The sequence below is a fragment of the Hymenobacter arcticus genome (assembly GCF_054779975.1).
The window spans coordinates 15,883-33,029 of the sequence record NZ_BAAGXF010000020.1; the positions used below are offsets into that span (position 1 = coordinate 15,883).

Annotated in this window: 4 protein-coding genes; all 4 read left to right on the forward strand. The window is 61.2% G+C overall.

From position 1 onward, the window contains the following. The first annotated feature begins 236 nt into the window (after window positions 1–236). Window positions 237–3,518: a condensation domain-containing protein gene (locus tag ACYVGC_RS22445; protein WP_460586076.1), complete on the forward strand. Its 3,282-nt coding sequence runs from the start codon at window positions 237–239 to the stop codon at window positions 3,516–3,518. Window positions 3,519–3,700: 182 nt separating this feature from the next. After that, window positions 3,701–11,239: an amino acid adenylation domain-containing protein gene (locus ACYVGC_RS22450; protein ID WP_460586077.1), complete on the forward strand. Its 7,539-nt coding sequence runs from the start codon at window positions 3,701–3,703 to the stop codon at window positions 11,237–11,239. A gap of 190 nt (window positions 11,240–11,429) precedes the next feature. Further along, window positions 11,430–12,449, forward strand: a complete 1,020-nt coding sequence (locus ACYVGC_RS22455) for a TauD/TfdA family dioxygenase (protein WP_460586078.1) — start codon at window positions 11,430–11,432, stop codon at window positions 12,447–12,449. Window positions 12,450–12,659: 210 nt separating this feature from the next. Beyond that, window positions 12,660–17,144: an amino acid adenylation domain-containing protein gene (locus tag ACYVGC_RS22460; RefSeq protein WP_460586079.1), complete on the forward strand. Its 4,485-nt coding sequence runs from the start codon at window positions 12,660–12,662 to the stop codon at window positions 17,142–17,144. The last annotated feature ends 3 nt before the right edge of the window (window positions 17,145–17,147 follow it).

Here is a 17,147-nt window from a genome sequence, read left to right on the forward strand (position 1 = left end):
GGATTATTCTCCCCGTTTAGTTAAATAAAATTTGAAATTTTAGAAAGTTGTCAGAAGATAAAGAGCACGTCTTGCCGAGTGTAGCATCTTTATCGCTTTGCCAGGAGCGCTTAATAAATCGGTAAAGATGCTTCGCTACGCTCTGCATGACGTGCTGAAATTTCATAAACAGCTTCTTCCTAAATCAACTCTTTTGCGGCCTTTTAAACAGTTTTCTCCTTTCCAGGATTATGCGCATGAAGCAGATTATTCATACCCTTTTTGAGCAACAGGCCTTAGTAACGCCAGCACGCATTGCTATTCAGCACGGCAGCCAAACGGTGAGCTACGGCCAGCTCCAGCAGCAGGCAAACGCCATTGCCGGGGCATGCCTGCAACTGGAGCCCACGCGGCGCGGCGTCGTAATGGTGCTGCTTCCTAAGCAACCCGCAGTAGTGGCGGCGCTGCTGGGCGTGTTCAAAGCGGGTAAAGTGTATCTGCCGGTGAGCTGGCAACTAGGCGACAACACCTGGAACAAAATCTGGCAGGACATTCAGCCCCAGCTCATCGTGACGCTGGTTGCGGAAGTGCCACGACTGGAGGCGCTGCTGCAGCGGCTACAGGCCCAGGCCCCCCGCCAGCTGCTGGCCCTGGATGCCGACGGGCAGCTGGCGTGCTACACCTGGCAGCAGGGGCACTACCAGCGGCAGGAGTTGGTGCTGGCCCCGGCACCGGCCCACGAAGTAGCCATCGCTCCCGACGACACTTGCTACCTTTTCTTCAGCTCTGGTACCACCGGCACGCCCAAGGTTATCGAAGGCGTGCAAAAGAGCCTGAGCCACTTTATTCATTGGATTGTCAAGGAGTTCGCATATACCGAATTCTCCCGCGTAGCGCAGCTCGCGGCGCTGACCTTCGACGCCTCCCTGCGTGACATGCTGGCGCCGCTGGTAAGTGGGGGCACACTCTGCATTCCCCCTGCCGACATCATGAGCAACATGCGCGGTCTGATGCACTGGCTGGCCAGCGAGCGCATTACCCTGCTGTGTACCGTGCCTTCGGTATTCCGAGCGATGGTTCAAGAGATGGAGGAGAGTGGCCAGGGAAGCTACGCCTTGCCTAGCCTGCGCTTCTGCCTGCTGGCCGGAGAAACGCTCTATAACAAGGACGTTTACCGCTGGCAGAAGTGCCTTGGCACTGGCTCGGAGCTGGTGAACTTATACGGCACGACGGAAAGCACCATGCTGAAATCGTTCCACCGGATTGGCCCCGCCTCGGGCAAGCTCTCGGACCGGGTAAGCGTGGGCAAACCGATTTCGAATACCCTGATTTTGCTAGTTAACGGCCACGGCCAGCTCTGCGCGGTGGGCGAAGAAGGCGACCTGTACATCAAGTCGCCCTTCCTGACCAAGGGGTACTACAACGACCCCCAGGCCACCGCTAAAATTTACGTGCCCAACCCCATAACCGGGAAGGAAACAGACCTTGTGTACAAAACTGGCGACGTTGCCCGGTACCTGCCCGACGGCACCATTGCCCTCGTCGGCCGCAAGGACGGTCAGGTCAAGCTGCGAGGCATCCGCGTTGATTTGGCGGGTGTAGAGGCTGGCCTGCTGCAGCACCAGCGCGTGGAGCAGGTAAAGTGCCGGGTGCTGGAAACGGCCGCCGGCGACCAGTATCTGGTGGGCTACTACCGCGCGGCCCAGCCCCTTGACGAGCTAGCGCTGCGCACCTACTGCGAGGAGCGCCTAAATGCCTATGAGGTGCCCGACTACTTCGTTTACCTGGAAAGCTTCCCGATTAACGGACACGGTAAAGTTGACTTAACGGCCCTGCCGAATCCGCTAGCCGCGGCGCAGGCGAGTGCGGCGGTAATCGAAACGCTTACGCCAACTGAGCAGCGGCTTAAAAGCATCTGGCAGCAACTGTTGCAGGTTGAGCACGTGAGCAGCACCGACAGCTTCTTTAAACTTGGGGGCAATAGCCTGAAAGCCATTCAGCTGTGTGCCAACATCACTCGCACCCTCCAGTTAGAGCTTGGTATCAGCGGGGTTAAGGAACTGTTTAAAGCCCCCACGCTCCGCAAATTTGCCCTATACTTGGACGGGCTGCTGGCTGAACCTGCCGCCCTGGCACCCATTCAGCCAGCGGCACCCTTGCCGGCCTACCCCTTATCGTTTGCCCAGCAGCAAATCTGGCTAGCCAGCCAGGTCCAGGCCGGTGAGTCGGCCTACAACATGGCCCAGGCTTATCACCTGCGCGGCCCCTTGCGCCCCGACTTGCTGGCGCAGGCTCTACTAGCCGTAGTGGCGCGCCACGAAATACTGCGCACCTCGTTCCACGCTGCCGCTAGCCATATTACCCAGCAGGTGCACGCCGCGGAGACGGTAGCGCCGGCTTGGCAGTTTGTCGACCTGCGCCGCGCCGAAAACCCCGGGCAGCAGGCCGATGCACTTATTACGCAACTCAGCAACACCGTTTTTGAACTGACTGAGCCGGCCTTGCTGAAGCTCCTGCTACTGGAGCTGGGCCCGGAGGAATACGTGCTAGGCTTCGTGATGCACCACATCGTGGGCGACAGCTGGTCGGGGCAGGTGTTGATTGCGGAGCTCCTGGAAGGATATCAGCAGTTGCGGGCCGGGGCCGCGTGGGCCAAAGCGCCCCTAACCATTCAGTATAAAGATTACGCGGTAGACCAGCAACAGCGCTGGCAGGGCGAGAAGCTGCACCAGCTGGCGGCTTTCTGGCAAACCCACCTGGGCCGCAAGCTACCGGTGCTGGCCTTACCCACCGACTTTCCGCGGAGTGAACACCAATCGACCGATGGCCGCCGCTACGAGTTCGCACTGCCCCCCAGCCTGCTCCCGGCGCTGAAGCAGGTAGCCGCCGCGCACGAAGTAAGTATGTTCGCGCTGCTGCTGGGGGCCTATTACCTCGTACTCAACCTCTATTCTGCCGATGAGGAAATCGTGGTGGGCGTGCCCGTGGCCGTGCGCGACCGGAGCGAGCTGGTGAATCAGATTGGGGTGTACGTGAACACGCTGGCCCTGAAGGTTCGCGTCGACGAAGCCCTCCCTCTGAAAGCCTTCCTGGCCCAGGTGCAGCAGGTGCTACTCGACGGCTACACCCACCAAGAATACCCCTTTCAGGAAGTGGCGCGGCACTATGCCCCCGCCCGCGATGCCCGGCACAACCCCGTATTCGATGTCGCCATTAACATGCTGACCAGCGCGCAGGCCGGGGTAATTTCAACCATCGACTCGGTGCAAATAGCGGACTGGGACCAGGTACACATGCAAAGCAAGTTTGACCTGACGCTTTATGTCTACGATGACCTGGAGCAGGGCGCCCATCCTTTTATTGAGTACAAGACCTCGCTTTTCAAGCCACAGTACATTGAACGATTCGCGGAGCGGTTCGTGGGCCTGCTTGGGCGCTTCGCCGCCCACCCGGAGCAGCCCCTGCGCAAGCTGTTCGCTGAGCACGTTACCCTGCCAACGCTGAAAAAAGCCAGCCCGCACCTGACGCTCACCGAGTAGGCACTGCTACTTGCCAAGTCAGTGGGCGCACTTCGACTGCCGCTGGCCGCTACCATCAATTCCGGCACTGGCCCGGGGGCACGTTCGAACGCCTCCGCCGCACCCCCGGGCCAGTGCCCCGCGGGCAGTAGCTAGGCTTCATCCATTCTGGAATTCCCTCAACCATGAGTAAGCAGGAGATAATGAGTATTTCTTTACCGCTCTCCTTTCACCAAGAGCGTCTTTGGTTCATCGATACCTTCGAGAAAGGGAAGCTATACGAGGCCAGCCCCGTTTACCACAACCTGCCCTTGCTGCTGAAAATTGACGGTCCCCTCGACCGCCAGTGCCTGCAAGCAGCCATCGATTACCTAGTGGCTCGGCACGAGGTGCTGCGGTGTACGCTACAGCCCGGCAGCGCCCCGGCAATGATTCTGGCGGCCACCTACCTGGTGCCGCTGGAGCAGCGTCCGCTGCCCAGCGTAGCCGACGACGTAGCAACAGCCCTGCAGCCGTACGTGCGGCAGGCTTTCGACCTGTATGGCGGCGCTATGCACCGCCCGACGCTTTTCAGCGATGAGCGGGAGCAGCACTACCTGCTGTGGGTATTTCATCACTTCATCGCCGACCGGTTTTCGCTGCAAACCCTGTTTGCAGAGCTTATTGCGGTGTACCAGCAGCTGGAACAGGGCCGCGAGCCGGCCCTGGCCCCGTTGGAGTTGCAATACGGCAGCTATGCGCTCTGGCAAAAAGAATTTCCCGAGCAAACCGTGGAAGCCCTGCTCCTCTACTGGAAGCACCAGCTGAAGGGCAACGTGCAGGCCCTGGAAATTACTACGGATTATCCCCGCGACCACATCCACCTGTACGATGGCGACACCTTTGCCTTTCGCATCCCGGCCCCACTGGCCGGGCAGCTACAGGCCATAGGGGCCGCGCGGGGCCACTCGGGCAAAGAGGTGCTGCTGACGGCTTTTTTGGTGCTGCTGCACCATTATTCGGGGCTGGCAGAAGTGGTGGTCGGCACGCTCGGCGACAACCACCGCCAGCATCTGGGAGCCGCCGCCGGCCCGGCCGACAACCTGCTGGTCATTCGCAACTACCTGGACCTGACGACGTGCTTCGACGAACTGCTGGACCAGGTGTCGTACCAACTAGAAGAAGCCCAGGCGTACCAGGACCTACCCTTTGAGCAACTGTGCACGCTGCTGAACCCGGCGAAGGACATGAGCCGGACAGCCTTTTTCGACGTGCTCTTCCATTACGAAACGGCTAGCCCGGCCCGGCATACGGCGCGCACCGCGTGGTCGTACCTGGAAACCAACTACGGCTTGGGCAAATACGACTTGAACCTGCTGTTCAAGGAAGACGCGGATGGCCTGGGTGGCTACCTCACCTTCAACAAGCTCCTCTTCGACCGCACCACGGTTGCTGCCTTCTGCGAAAACCTGCTTTACTGGCTGAGCCAGCTCGGCGGGTTCCTGACGCAGCCTCTTATTCAAATTCCGTATCTGGCCCCGACCCAGGCCGCACAGCTGGCCACGGCCCTCGACTTGACGGGGGTAGCGTTTCCGACGACGGAAACCCTCGTCAGCCTCTTTGCTCGGCAGGCCCAGGCCGTGCCCGCTAATCCGGCCGTCGTTTTCAACGAGGAGTCTACCTCCTACGCGGCGCTGCATGCCTACAGCAGTCAGTTTGCAGCTTACCTGCAAACGCACCACCAGGTGCAGAACAAGGATTTCGTGGCCGTTTGCCTGCCCCGTTCCGGGCACTTGGTGGGGATGCTGTTGGGGATTCTGAAAGCCGGCGGCTGCTACATTCCCATCGACCCCGGCTACCCCCGCGAGCGCATCGACTACATCGTGGCCGACTCGCGCAGCAAGGTGCTCGTGAACCAGCAGATGCTGGACGAGTTCTTGTGCCTGCAAGCGCAACTACCCGCCACTGAAGCCGCCGTGGCCATTGCGCCGCAGCAACTGGCTTACGTCATCTACACCTCGGGCACGACGGGCCGGCCCAAGGGCGTGGAGGTGACGCACCGCAACGTGGTGCGCCTGCTGTTCAACGAGCAGAACCTCTTCGACTTCACCAGTGCGGACGCGTGGACCCTGTTTCACTCGTACTGCTTCGACTTTTCGGTGTGGGAGATGTACGGGGCCCTGCTGTACGGGGGTAAATTAGTGGTGGTGCCCGAAATGGTGGCCAAGGACACGGAGCTTTTCTGGCAGTTGCTGGCCGAGCAGCGCGTTACGGTGCTCAATCAGACGCCTTCCGCCTTCTACCGGCTGGCGCAGGTCGACGCGGCCCAGGCCATGCCCCTGCCCGCCCTGCGCTATGTTATCTTCGGTGGCGAGGCCCTGGCACCCCAACAGCTCAAGGCTTGGTCGCTGAAGTACCCGCAAACGCAGTTGATTAACATGTACGGCATCACGGAAACGACCGTGCACGTGACATACAAGCAAATCAAGCAGCCGGAAATTGAAAGCGGCATCAGCAACATTGGCCGGCCGATTCCCACGCTCGGCTGCTACATCCTAAGCCCTGGGCAGCAGCACGTACCGCGCGGGGTAGTGGGCGAGCTGTACGTGGCCGGGGAGGGGGTAGCCGCTGGCTACCTCAACCAGGAGCAGTTCACCGCCCAGCGGTTCGTGGAGCTGCCCGCAGTGCCCGGTCGGCGCCTATACCGCTCCGGCGACCTGGCCCGCGTCACGCTCAGCGGCGACCTGGAGTACTTGGGTCGCATCGATAACCAGGTAAAAATCAGGGGCCACCGGATTGAGCTGGGGGAACTGGAAAACAACCTGCTCCAGCATCCGCAAGTGCAGGCCGCCGTAGTAGTGGCCCTTCAAGACGAAGACGAGGACGGCTTCTTGGTGGCTTACTATACCAGCGAGAGCGCACTCAGCGCCAAAGAGCTGAAGCTAGATTTACAACTACGGGTGCCGCCCTACATGGTGCCGAGCTACTTTATGCGCGTGCTGACCATCCCGCTCACCTCGAATGGGAAGATTGACCGCAGTAAGCTGCCCAATCCCAAGGCCTACGTGGAAGAGGACGCGTCCCAGTTCGTGGCTGCCCGCAACGAGGTAGAGCACGCACTAGTGACCATTTGGCTGGAGCTGTTGGGCGTGTCCCAGGTCAGCGTCACCGACAATTTCTTCGAGCTGGGCGGGCACAGCCTCAAGGCCACGCAGCTGATTTCGCGCATCAGCGAGCGGCTGGGAGCCAGCCTGCGCCTGAGCGACATTTTCGCGCATCCGATACTGGAAGAGCTTGCCCATATTCTGCCGCCGCCAGCGTCGGCACCGGGCGCGTCGGCTGTAGTGTTGCCGTGCGCCGAGCGCGACGGCTACCCCTTATCGCCCGCCCAGAAACGGTTCTGGGTGCTCCAGCAGATGCAAGAGCACTCGAGTGCCTACAACATGTCGAGCGCTTACGTGCTGCGGGCTCCGCTCGACCCCGGACTGCTGGCCGAAGCCTTGGGCCAGTTGCTGGTGCGGCACGAGATACTGCGTACCGTATTCCGCCAGGACGAGCAGGAGCGGGTGCTGCAGTGGGTGCTGCCAAGCTTAGAAATTCAGGAGGTATTCACTCACCACCCCGGGGTGCTGCCGCTGGATGCCATAGCCGCCCGCTTCCGGGCCGACGCCTTGCAGCCTTTCGACCTAGCCGCCGCCCCGCTGCTGAAGATTGCGCTCTACCAAACCGAAGACGCGCAGTGCGTGCTGGGCTACGTGATGCACCACATCATCAGCGATGGCTGGTCGATGAACGTGTTTTTCACCGAGTTGCTGGCCCTGTACCACGGGCTGCAGCAGCGGCAAGCCGTGCCGTTGCCCGTCCTCTCATTCCAGTACAAGGACTACGCTGTGTGGTGCCATGAGCAACTCACGCAGGGGGCCCTGACCGCGCCGGCAGCGTATTGGCAGGAGCAGTTTCGCGAGGGCTGGCCCCGTATCGACCTGGCACTGCAAAAGCCTCGGCCCGCCGTCAAAACCTCTGCCGGCGCCCTGGCCGAGTTCATCATTCCGGCCCAGCAACTTCAGGCCTTCGAACACCGGTGCTACGACCTGGGCGGGTCGTTGTTTATAGGCCTTCTCACCCTAGTGAACGCCCTGATAGCCCACCACACGGCCCTGCCCGACGTGGTGCTGGGGGTGCCCACGGCTGGCCGCGATTTTGTCAGCGTCGAGCAGCAGGTGGGCTGCTATCTCAACACGTTGGCCCTGCGCACCCGCTTTAACCTCGATGACACGCTGGCCCAACTGTTTGAAACCGTGAAGCAGGGTGTGCTAGCAGGGTTTGAGAATCAGCGCTACCCGTTCGATAAGCTGGTGGAGGACCTGAAGCTGAAGCCCAACGCCAGCCGCTCGCCGCTGTTCGACATCATGGTGGTGCTGCAAAACACCCAGGATGTGCAGGTGGCCGCCGGTGCTGGCCGCCAGGCGCTCCCCGACCTGGACGTACGGCCGCTCTCTTACACCGGCGAGAGCAGTAAGTTCGACCTGACCTGGTTTTTCGTCGAAACCGAAGACAAGGAGCTGTTATTGCGCTTGGAATACAGTACCGACCTGTACCAGGCCGCCACTATCCAGCAGTTGGCCCGGCACTTCACGGCGCTGCTATCCCTGTTTCTGGAGCATAGCAGCCAGTCCCTACGCACGCTGGCTCTGCCCGCGCCGACCCCGGCCCAGGCGGCCCCGATGGAATACGCCGGCCTGTTCGCGGCGACTGAGCCGGTCACTAAAGGCTTCGAGGCCGCCACCGGGCTAAAAGAAACCACGCTGCTGGCCGTCTGGCGAGAGGTGCTGGCAGTGGATACTATCAGCCGCACCGACGACTTCTTTGCGCTGGGCGGCGACTCCATCAAGGCCATTCAACTGGTTGCCAAACTAAAAAAACACCACCTGCACCTGAGCGTGGTCGAGGCCATGCAGCATCCCACTCTGCAGCAGATGGCGGCCGTGCTGCGGGACGAGCAGGTGGCCATCGAAGAAGAAATTACGAGCGGAATAGTGCCCCTGAGCCCGATTCAACAGTATTTTTTCGCGTCCATGACCACCGCGCCCGCGCACTACAATCAGTCGGTGGTGCTACACAGTGCCCAGTCCGTCGACCTCAACTGGCTAACTGCGGTGCTGCGCACCCTAGCCGAGCGCCACGACATGCTGCGCGCCGTGTACTATCAGGAGGAAAACGGCGCCTGGGTGCAGGAAGTGCGTACCCACACCGAGGTTGCCCTGGAGGTGCATAGTTTCCTGGACCTGACCCTGGCCGACAACGGGGCCACGGTAGAACGCCTCTCCGACCACGTCCAAGCGAGCTTCGACCTCACCACCGGCCCCCTATTTAAGTGCGTGCTCTACCAGCACCACGACCAGGATGCCATACTGCTGTGTGCGCACCACCTCATCATCGATGGCGTATCCTGGCGGATTTTGCTGGAAGACTTTGAGACTCTTTACGCAGCAGCGGCAGCGGCGCGCGAGTTGCCACTGCTACCTCTTACGCACTCGTACCGCAAGTGGGTGCAGCACCTGCAGGCCCTGGCCGATTCGGCGCTGCTCCAGGAGGCCGACGCCCGCTGGCAGGCCGTGGAGCGCCGGCTCAGCACCTTACCCAGGGATACGCCGCAGGGCCCCAACCGCGAGCAGGATGCCGTACAGCTGCACGTGCGACTGTCTGCGGCGCAAACCCAGTCCTTGGTTCAGGCCGCGCGCCGTGTGCTGAAGGCAGACGTGCAAGACCTGCTGCTAGCTGGCCTCGGCCAGAGCCTGCACGCCTGCTTCGGGATAGCGCAACCGGGCCTGGTGATGGAAAGCCACGGCCGGAACAGCGCGATGCAGTTGGATCTGAGCCGCACGGTGGGCTGGTTTACGTCCATGTTCCCGGTGCTGCTACCCCGCTACCAACCCGACGCTCTCCTGTACCTGACGGAGGTGAAGGAAGCCATCCGGGAGTATGCCGGCGTGGGCAGCCAGTATGGCATTTGGCGCTATCTGGCTGCTGCCAAGCCAGCCCCCGCGCCGCCGGCTGATATATGCTTCAATTACTTGGGGCAGTTTCAGGCTGCCCCGGCCGAAGGCGAGCACTACTTTACCCTGTCGACGGAAGGCAAGGGGGCGGAACGGAATGAAGCACAGCCGCGCCTGTTTGCCGTCGATGTGACGGCGGCTATTGCCGACCAGGAGTTGCAGCTTTCTCTGCGTTATAGTGCCCGGCAGTACCAGCCGGCCACCATGCAGCGCCTGCTAGCGCAGTGGCACGAGCAACTATTGCTGTTGGTAGGCGTTTGCGAAGCCGCCGAAAACAATTTCTTGACCGCCAGCGACCTCACGTTCGATAAGGTAGAGCTGGGGGCCTTGCTGAAGCTGCAAAAGGAGTGGGTTCTTGAAGACGTGTACCCGCTGAGCCCCATGCAGCAGAGCTTCTACTACTACCACGCTCGCTACCCGGCTTCCACAGCCTATTTCGAGCAAACGCGCTACCGCTTGCAGGGGGCGCTGCAGCCTGCCCTGGTCGCCGAGGCCTTGCAGGAGCTGGCCCGGCGCCACGGCGTGATGCGAACGATTTTCAACGACCACTTGGGCGCGGAAGTCCTGCAAATCGTACTGGCCGACCGCTTGCCGGAAGGCGGATTTACTGACCTGCTGGGGGAGGAAGCACCCGAGGTCATCCTGGACAACTACGCGGCGAAGGACCGGGCGCGCCGCTTCGACTTGCAGCGGGAGCTGCCCCTGCGCTGGCACTTATTCCGCCTGCAAGAGGATGTGTTTGAGTTGGTTCTCAGCTACCACCACATCATAATGGATGGCTGGTGCATGCCCTTGATTATGCACGAGTTTCAGGCACTGTACACGTCCGCGAGCCAGCAGGCTCCGGCGGCCCTGCCAACGCCGCCCGCGTATGTCGACTACATCAAGTGGCTACACACCTACCCGGCGGCGGCCGGTCAGGAGTATTGGCGCCAGTACCTGGCGGGTTATGTGAACCCCACCAACATCGGCCGGGAAGAAGAAACCCACGAGCTAGTGCGGGATTTGGCAACCGTTGAGTTCACCGTGGCCGGGGAGCAGTTCGCTCGCCTGCAGCAAACGGTCCGGGAAACGGGTACCACCCTAAATGAGCTGACGCAAACCTTATGGAGCGTGTACCTGGGCAGCAAAAACCAGTGCAGCGACGTCGTTTTCGGGATTGTAGTGTCGGGGCGCCCGGCCGAGCTAGAAGGCGTCGAGTCGATGGTGGGCCTTTTCATCAATACCATTCCCGTACGGGTGCGCTTCCAGCGTTATGAGCCTCTGCGCGACGTACTGGACCGGGTGCGGGCACAGGCAATTGCCTCCCTGCCCTACCACTACACGCCTCTCAGCCAGATGCCACACGTGCGCTCCGCGCAGGCGTTGTTCGACCATGTGCTGGTGTTTCGCAACTACCCAATGGCCGAGGCCGGGCAGGCCCCCTGGGAACTGCTGCACGTGAAGTCGTACGAGCCCAATAATCTCGACTTTTCGCTGCACGTGCTGCCAAGCCCTGCGGGGCTGACGATTCGCTTCGTATACCTGCCCAGCAAGTTCGCCAAATCTGATGTCGAGCAAATGCGGGAGGCCTTCGCCGACATGATTGCCCGGTTCGGCCAGCAGCCCGCCCTCACCATAGCCGATTTGCAGGAAGGCATCGAAGCCCAGCGGCACGCCCAGCGCAAGTCCAGCGTGAAGCAACGCCTAGTATCGCTGAAAAAGTAATTCCCCCGACCGTCGGCAGCTGAGAAGGCGCCCAGGGCTAGGTGCCGCGCCCCAAACGACCACTCAGCGAAAGGCATTAGCCGAAACCGCTCCATTGCAATTGCTTTCATCCCGACGGCCTGGCCATTCATCGCCGTCGGACATTATCAAACAACCCTTTGCCAAGGCAAGGACAAAACCACTCGCCGCCATGCGTACCAGAGAAATGATAGGGGGCCTCAGCAAAGCCAAGGCTATGCCGGCCCAGTTTCTGAACTTACAGGAAAATGCCATGCAGGAATCCCTCCTGCCTGGAACCAAATCGCTGTTAGTGCTCACCTGCCAAATTCCGGGCCTGAATTTGGGCGGCTGGATGCAGGAAAACAAGCCGCTGGTAGCCCGTTACCTCCAGCAGTACGGCGGCATTCTCTTCCGCGACGTGGAGGTGGATACGGTGGCCAGCTTCAAAAAATTCGTGGACCAGTTGGAGCTCAACACGCTGGAATATAAGATGCGGTCGTCGCCCCGGCACGAAGTGGGCGATAAAATCTACCACACCACTACGCATCCCGCCGACCAGACCATCAACATGCACAGCGAGTCGTCGTACGCCAGCTCCTGGCCGATGCGGGTCATCTTTTGCTGTGTGACCCCGGCGGCCGAGCAGGGCGAAACTCCCATTGCCGACACACGCGAAGTACTGGCCAACCTAAGCCCGGCCCTGCGGGAAAAGTTTGCGCGGCTGGGTGTGATGTACACCCGCAACCTGTCGGAAAAGCTGGGCCTACCCTGGCAGGAAGTATTCCAGACCACCGATAAAGCGGTGGCAGAGGAAATCTGCCGTCAGAGCAACATAGAATTTGCGTGGCAAGGTGAGGAAAAGCTGGTGACGCGCTGGCGGAAAAAGGCAATTTATACCCACCCGGAAACGGGCGAGCCCACGTGGTTCAACCACGCCTTCTTTTTCAATAAGTATACGCTCGAAGAAGACCTACTCACCATCCTGGGTGCGGATAACCTGCCCTTTGATACCTGCTTCGGCGATGGCTCCGAAATCAGCCGGGCCGAAGTAGAGGAGATTGGCGAGGCCTACCAGAAGGCGCTGATTGTTTTTCCCTGGAAAAAAGGCGACGTGCTGTTTCTGGATAACATGCTCATGGCGCACGGCCGCCGTCCTTTCAAAGGCGACAGACAGATTCTGGTATCCTTGCTTGAACCTCTGGCAGACTAGGCCCCCGGGCCTGGACGCGCCCAATGCCCGCCCAGGCCCGGCAGAAGCTTGCCATCGCCGGCGTTGGCCTCCGCCCAACTCGCGGCTTGCCACGCATCATGGCCCGCTATCAGGCTTCCCCGCTAATTCCAATAAGCCACTTGACTGCGAGACCAGCGCTCCCGCTGGAGTTGGTGCGCCTTCCTTTTCCCCTAACTGCCAGGACCACTCATGGAAAATAATCCGCTTACCCTTCAGGGGTATTCTTTATCGCCGGCCCAAGTCAGAATCTGGGACAGCACCCGTCAGGTGCAGCATGGTGGAGTATGGGCCACCGCAGAAGTCGTCGGCGCTGTTGAGCCCGAGTACGTGCGCGAACTGCTCCAGCGGGTGGTGCGGCGTCATAACAGTCTTGCCATGCAGTTCAACCAGTCTTCGGCGCTGCACTACCCGCTGCAGCAAGCGCAGGAAGACGCCCTGCTCGCGTGCACCATCTACGACTGGCCGCTGGACAACGCGGCCACGCAGCAGCAACTCGCGGCCCTGCGAGCCACCTGGGTAGCCCCGATGCAGCTGAACGACTCATTGCGGGCAGCCATTATCAAGTTGGGTCCCGAGTTGACGCTCGTCTGGGTGCAGGTGCACCCGTTGCAGGCCGACGCGGCCAGCCTGCACCTGCTGCTGCGGGAAGTGGCTGACCTGGCCAATGGTGCCGCGCTGGCCGCCGAGGATGACTTGCTGCCGTATGAGAACTACGTATCCTGGCAGCAGGACCTGCTGGGGGCGGCCGAGGAAGACGCGCTAACCTACTGGAGGCAGTACCGCCCCTACCTTTTCCGCAAGTCGCTGGTACCCTATGAGCAGCCGGCCACCGAAGCGAGGCCCACTATTGCGCGCTGGCAGGTAGCGGCCGAGCCAGCCGTGTACCAGCAGTTGCAGCAGCAGAGCGCTGCTCAAAACGTACCATTGCGCATCCTGCTGCTGTCGCTGTTTGCCCGGTTCCTCTATTCGTTTGAGCGGCCCGAGCAGTTCATCATCGGCCTGCAGCGGCACCACCGGCTCTACGACGAGCTGAAGAACGCCGTGGGCGCGATGAGCAAAACCGTGCCCCTGCTGGTGAGCGCAGCCGACCTGGCCCCCGGGGCCAATCACCCCGTCCAGTTGGAGCGGCAGGAAGAGGAACTGATGGATTGGGAAGATTTCTTCGGCTTCGCGCACGTCGGCAAAGACAAGAATGACGGCTATTCCTACGGGTTTGGCTTTCTGCCCGCGTCGGTTTTTGAGCCGATGGGCGAGGCCATTACGGTCACGCTTACGGACTTGCACGCCGTAACGGAGGCCCATGATTTGCAATTGGTGGTGCGGGAGCAGGACCAGCAACTCGGGTTCGACTTCTACTACGCCAGTAACGCCTACACCCCCCAGACTATCGGCTTGGTGGCCGACCAGTGGCGCACGTTCCTGCGCCGAAAGCTGGCGCTGTCGTCCGCCGACCAGCTGGCCCAGTGCACCTCGGGCAGTGCGGTACTCGCGGCGGCCATCAGGCCCCAAACCGTGGTGGAGCTGTTCAGGGAGCAGGTAGCGGTCAATCCGAGCGCGGTTGCGCTCGTGTATAAAAACCTGACCCTGAGCTACGAGCAGCTGGACGCGACCAGCACCCAGCTGGCCCATATACTGCGGGAGCAGTACGACGTGGGGCCGGGCCACAACGTGGCGCTCCTGCTCAACCGGAGCCAGTGGCTGCCCGTGAGCATCCTGGCCGTGCTGAAGGCCGGCGCAGCCTACGTGCCCATTGACCCGGCTTATCCCGACAACCGCATCAGCCAGATTGTGGCCAGCGGCGACTGCCAGCTGGTGCTGTCTGAGGCCGCAGTGTGGAGCCGGAAGCAGCAGCTGTGCAGCCTCACCGCCCTGCTTGTGCATGACGACGTGCTGGCAGGGGCCCCGGCCGACCCGCTGCCCTTGCCGGCGCTGACCGACGTGGCTTATATTATTTTCACTTCCGGCTCGACAGGCAAGCCCAAGGGCGTGATGATTCAGCACGGCAGCCTGACGAACTACGTGCAGTGGTGTAACCACTACTATTTCGCGCCCGGCGAGCGGGGCAATTGGGCGCTGTTGACCTCCATTGCCTTTGACCTGACCGTGACAGCCATCTACGCCTCCCTGTGCCGGGGCCAGGTGCTCACTATCAGCGAGGCCGACAAATCCATTCTCAGCACTTTGGAAGAAGCCTTTAGCGCGACCGGGGGGCGGGCCATCGACGTGCTGAAGCTGACGCCGTCGCACGTGGCCATGCTCAAGAGTCTGCCGCTCACGAGCACCGGCGTCAAGAAGGTAATTCTGGGCGGGGAGGCGCTGGAGTGGGACCATATCCAGACCCTGCGCCAGCTTAACCCGGACATGGAGATTTACAACGAATACGGGCCTACCGAAGCCACCGTGGGCTGCGTGGTGCATCAGGTAAGCCCGCAGGATGCGCGCATCTTTATCGGCGAGCCCATTGCCAATACCACGGTGTGCGTGCTGGACGAGCAGCTGGAATGCGTGGGCAACAGCTGCATCGGCGAACTGTACATCGGGGGCGACTGCCTGGCGGCGGGCTACTTTCATCAGCCGGAGCTTACGGCCCAGAGTTTCGTCAGCCTACCCTGGGACCCCCAAAACCGCATCTGGTACAAAACGGGCGACTTGGTACGGCAGAACGCGCAAGGCCTTTTCGACTACTTGGGCCGGGCCGATAAACAGGTCAAAATCCGGGGCTACCGCATTGAGCCCGGCGAAATCCAGACCCTGCTGCTAGAGCTACCCGAAATTTCGAATGCCTTAGTGGGGGTGCTCAAGCACGCGGATGAAAGCTACCTAATCGCTTATCTGCAGGCCGAAACGCCCCTGGAAGTGGCCCGCGTGCGCAGCCACTTGGCTGAGCGGCTCCCGGCCTACATGCTGCCCACGGAGTGGCTCCAGGTAAGGGCCTTCCCGCTCACACCGAACGGGAAAGTTGACGAAAAAGCCCTGGCGCACCTGGCCACCGAGCAAAAGCAGGCCGAAGAGCGGCCCTACGTGGCCCCGGCGACGGTAGTGGAAGCAGAGCTGCAAAAAATCTGGGAAGCGGTGCTCAAGCAGTCCCCCATCAGCACCCAGGAAAGCTTCTTCGCGCTGGGCGGCAATAGCCTGAACTTCTCGCAGCTTATCCTGCGCGTGAACCAGGTCTTTGGTAAAAAGGTGAGCTTTAGTGAACTGTTCGACCACCTCACTATCGGGCAGCAGGCGGCCTTCCTGCTGACGGCTCAGCCCGAAGCGGCCGGCCAGCCGCTTCGGGCTGAGCCGTCAGCGCAGGCAAGCTTTCCCCTGACGCCCGCCCAGTATGGCATCTGGAAAGCCTGCCAGTCGACCGAGAGCACCATTGCCTACAACATGCCCTTCGTGCTACAGTTCACGGGCGAGCTCGACCAGGCCGCGTTGCAGGGCGCCATAGCGGCCGTGGTAGCCCGGCACGAGAGCCTGCGTACCGTATTCCGCAAAAACGCCGACTGGACCGTCAGCCAGCACGTGCTGCCCATCCTTGCCACATCGGAACTGCTGACCACGGTCGACCTGCGCGAAGAAAATCTCAGCCGGGAAGTCCTGGAGGCCCGGGTACTGGCCGAAATCCGCACGCCGTTCGACCTGGCCACTGGGCCGTTGATGCGGCTCAAACTATGGCAGCTCGCGCACCAGGAGCACGTGCTCGTGTACACGTTGCACCACATCATTGGCGATGGGTGGTCGATGCAGGTGCTGTTTGATGAACTAATGCAGGCCTACAATGCCGGCACGGCCGGCCAGCCCCTGCGCTTGCCCGCCCTCCCTACCCAGTACCGCACCTACGAGGCTTGGCTCGGCACCCACCTTACCGGCGAAAATGGCCGGCGCCTAGAGCACTACTGGCTGAGCCAGTTCGACGGCCCCGTGCCGGTGCTCGCCCTAGCCACCGACTTTTCCCGACCGGAGCAAAAAGCCTATCAAGGCAAAACCCTTACCACCGAAATCAACCGGGCCGATTGTCAGGCCCTGGACCAACTGACCGTGGAGCAGGCCGGAACCACATTCATGACCTTGCTGCTGACGACCCAGGTGCTCCTGGCCAAGTACACGGGGCAAACCGACCTGGTTATCGGCACCCCGATTGCCGGGCGGGAGCATCTGGAATTGGAAAGCCAGATTGGGCTGTACGTAAATACGTTGGCGCTGCGCACCCAATTGGCGGGCCTGCCTACGGTGGCTGCGCTTTACCAACGGGTAAAGCAGCAGGTAGTCGGTGCCTACACACATCAACTCTATCCCTTCGACACCTTGCTCCAGCAGCTCAACCTGCCGTTGCAGCCCGGCCGCTCGCCGCTGTTCGATGTGATGGTGGTGCTGCAAAACATTGACAGCCCCCAGCCTGCCTCGCAGCCCGCTGGCCTGACCGTTTCGCGTTTCGACTCCGACCTGCAAAGCAGTAAGTATGACTTATGCTTCTTCTTCGTCGAGGAGCCGGGGGCCATCCGCGTGCACTTAGAATACGATACGGCGCTGTTTCGGGAAGAAACCGTGCGGACCCTGCTCGCCAACTTCCGGCACGTGGCCAGCCAGCTGGCAGGCACTACCCGCTTGGTCGACATTCACCTGTTGACCTCGGCCACCGAAGCCGAAGAAAACGACTTGTTTCTGGCGCAAATGCTTGAAATGTAGCGC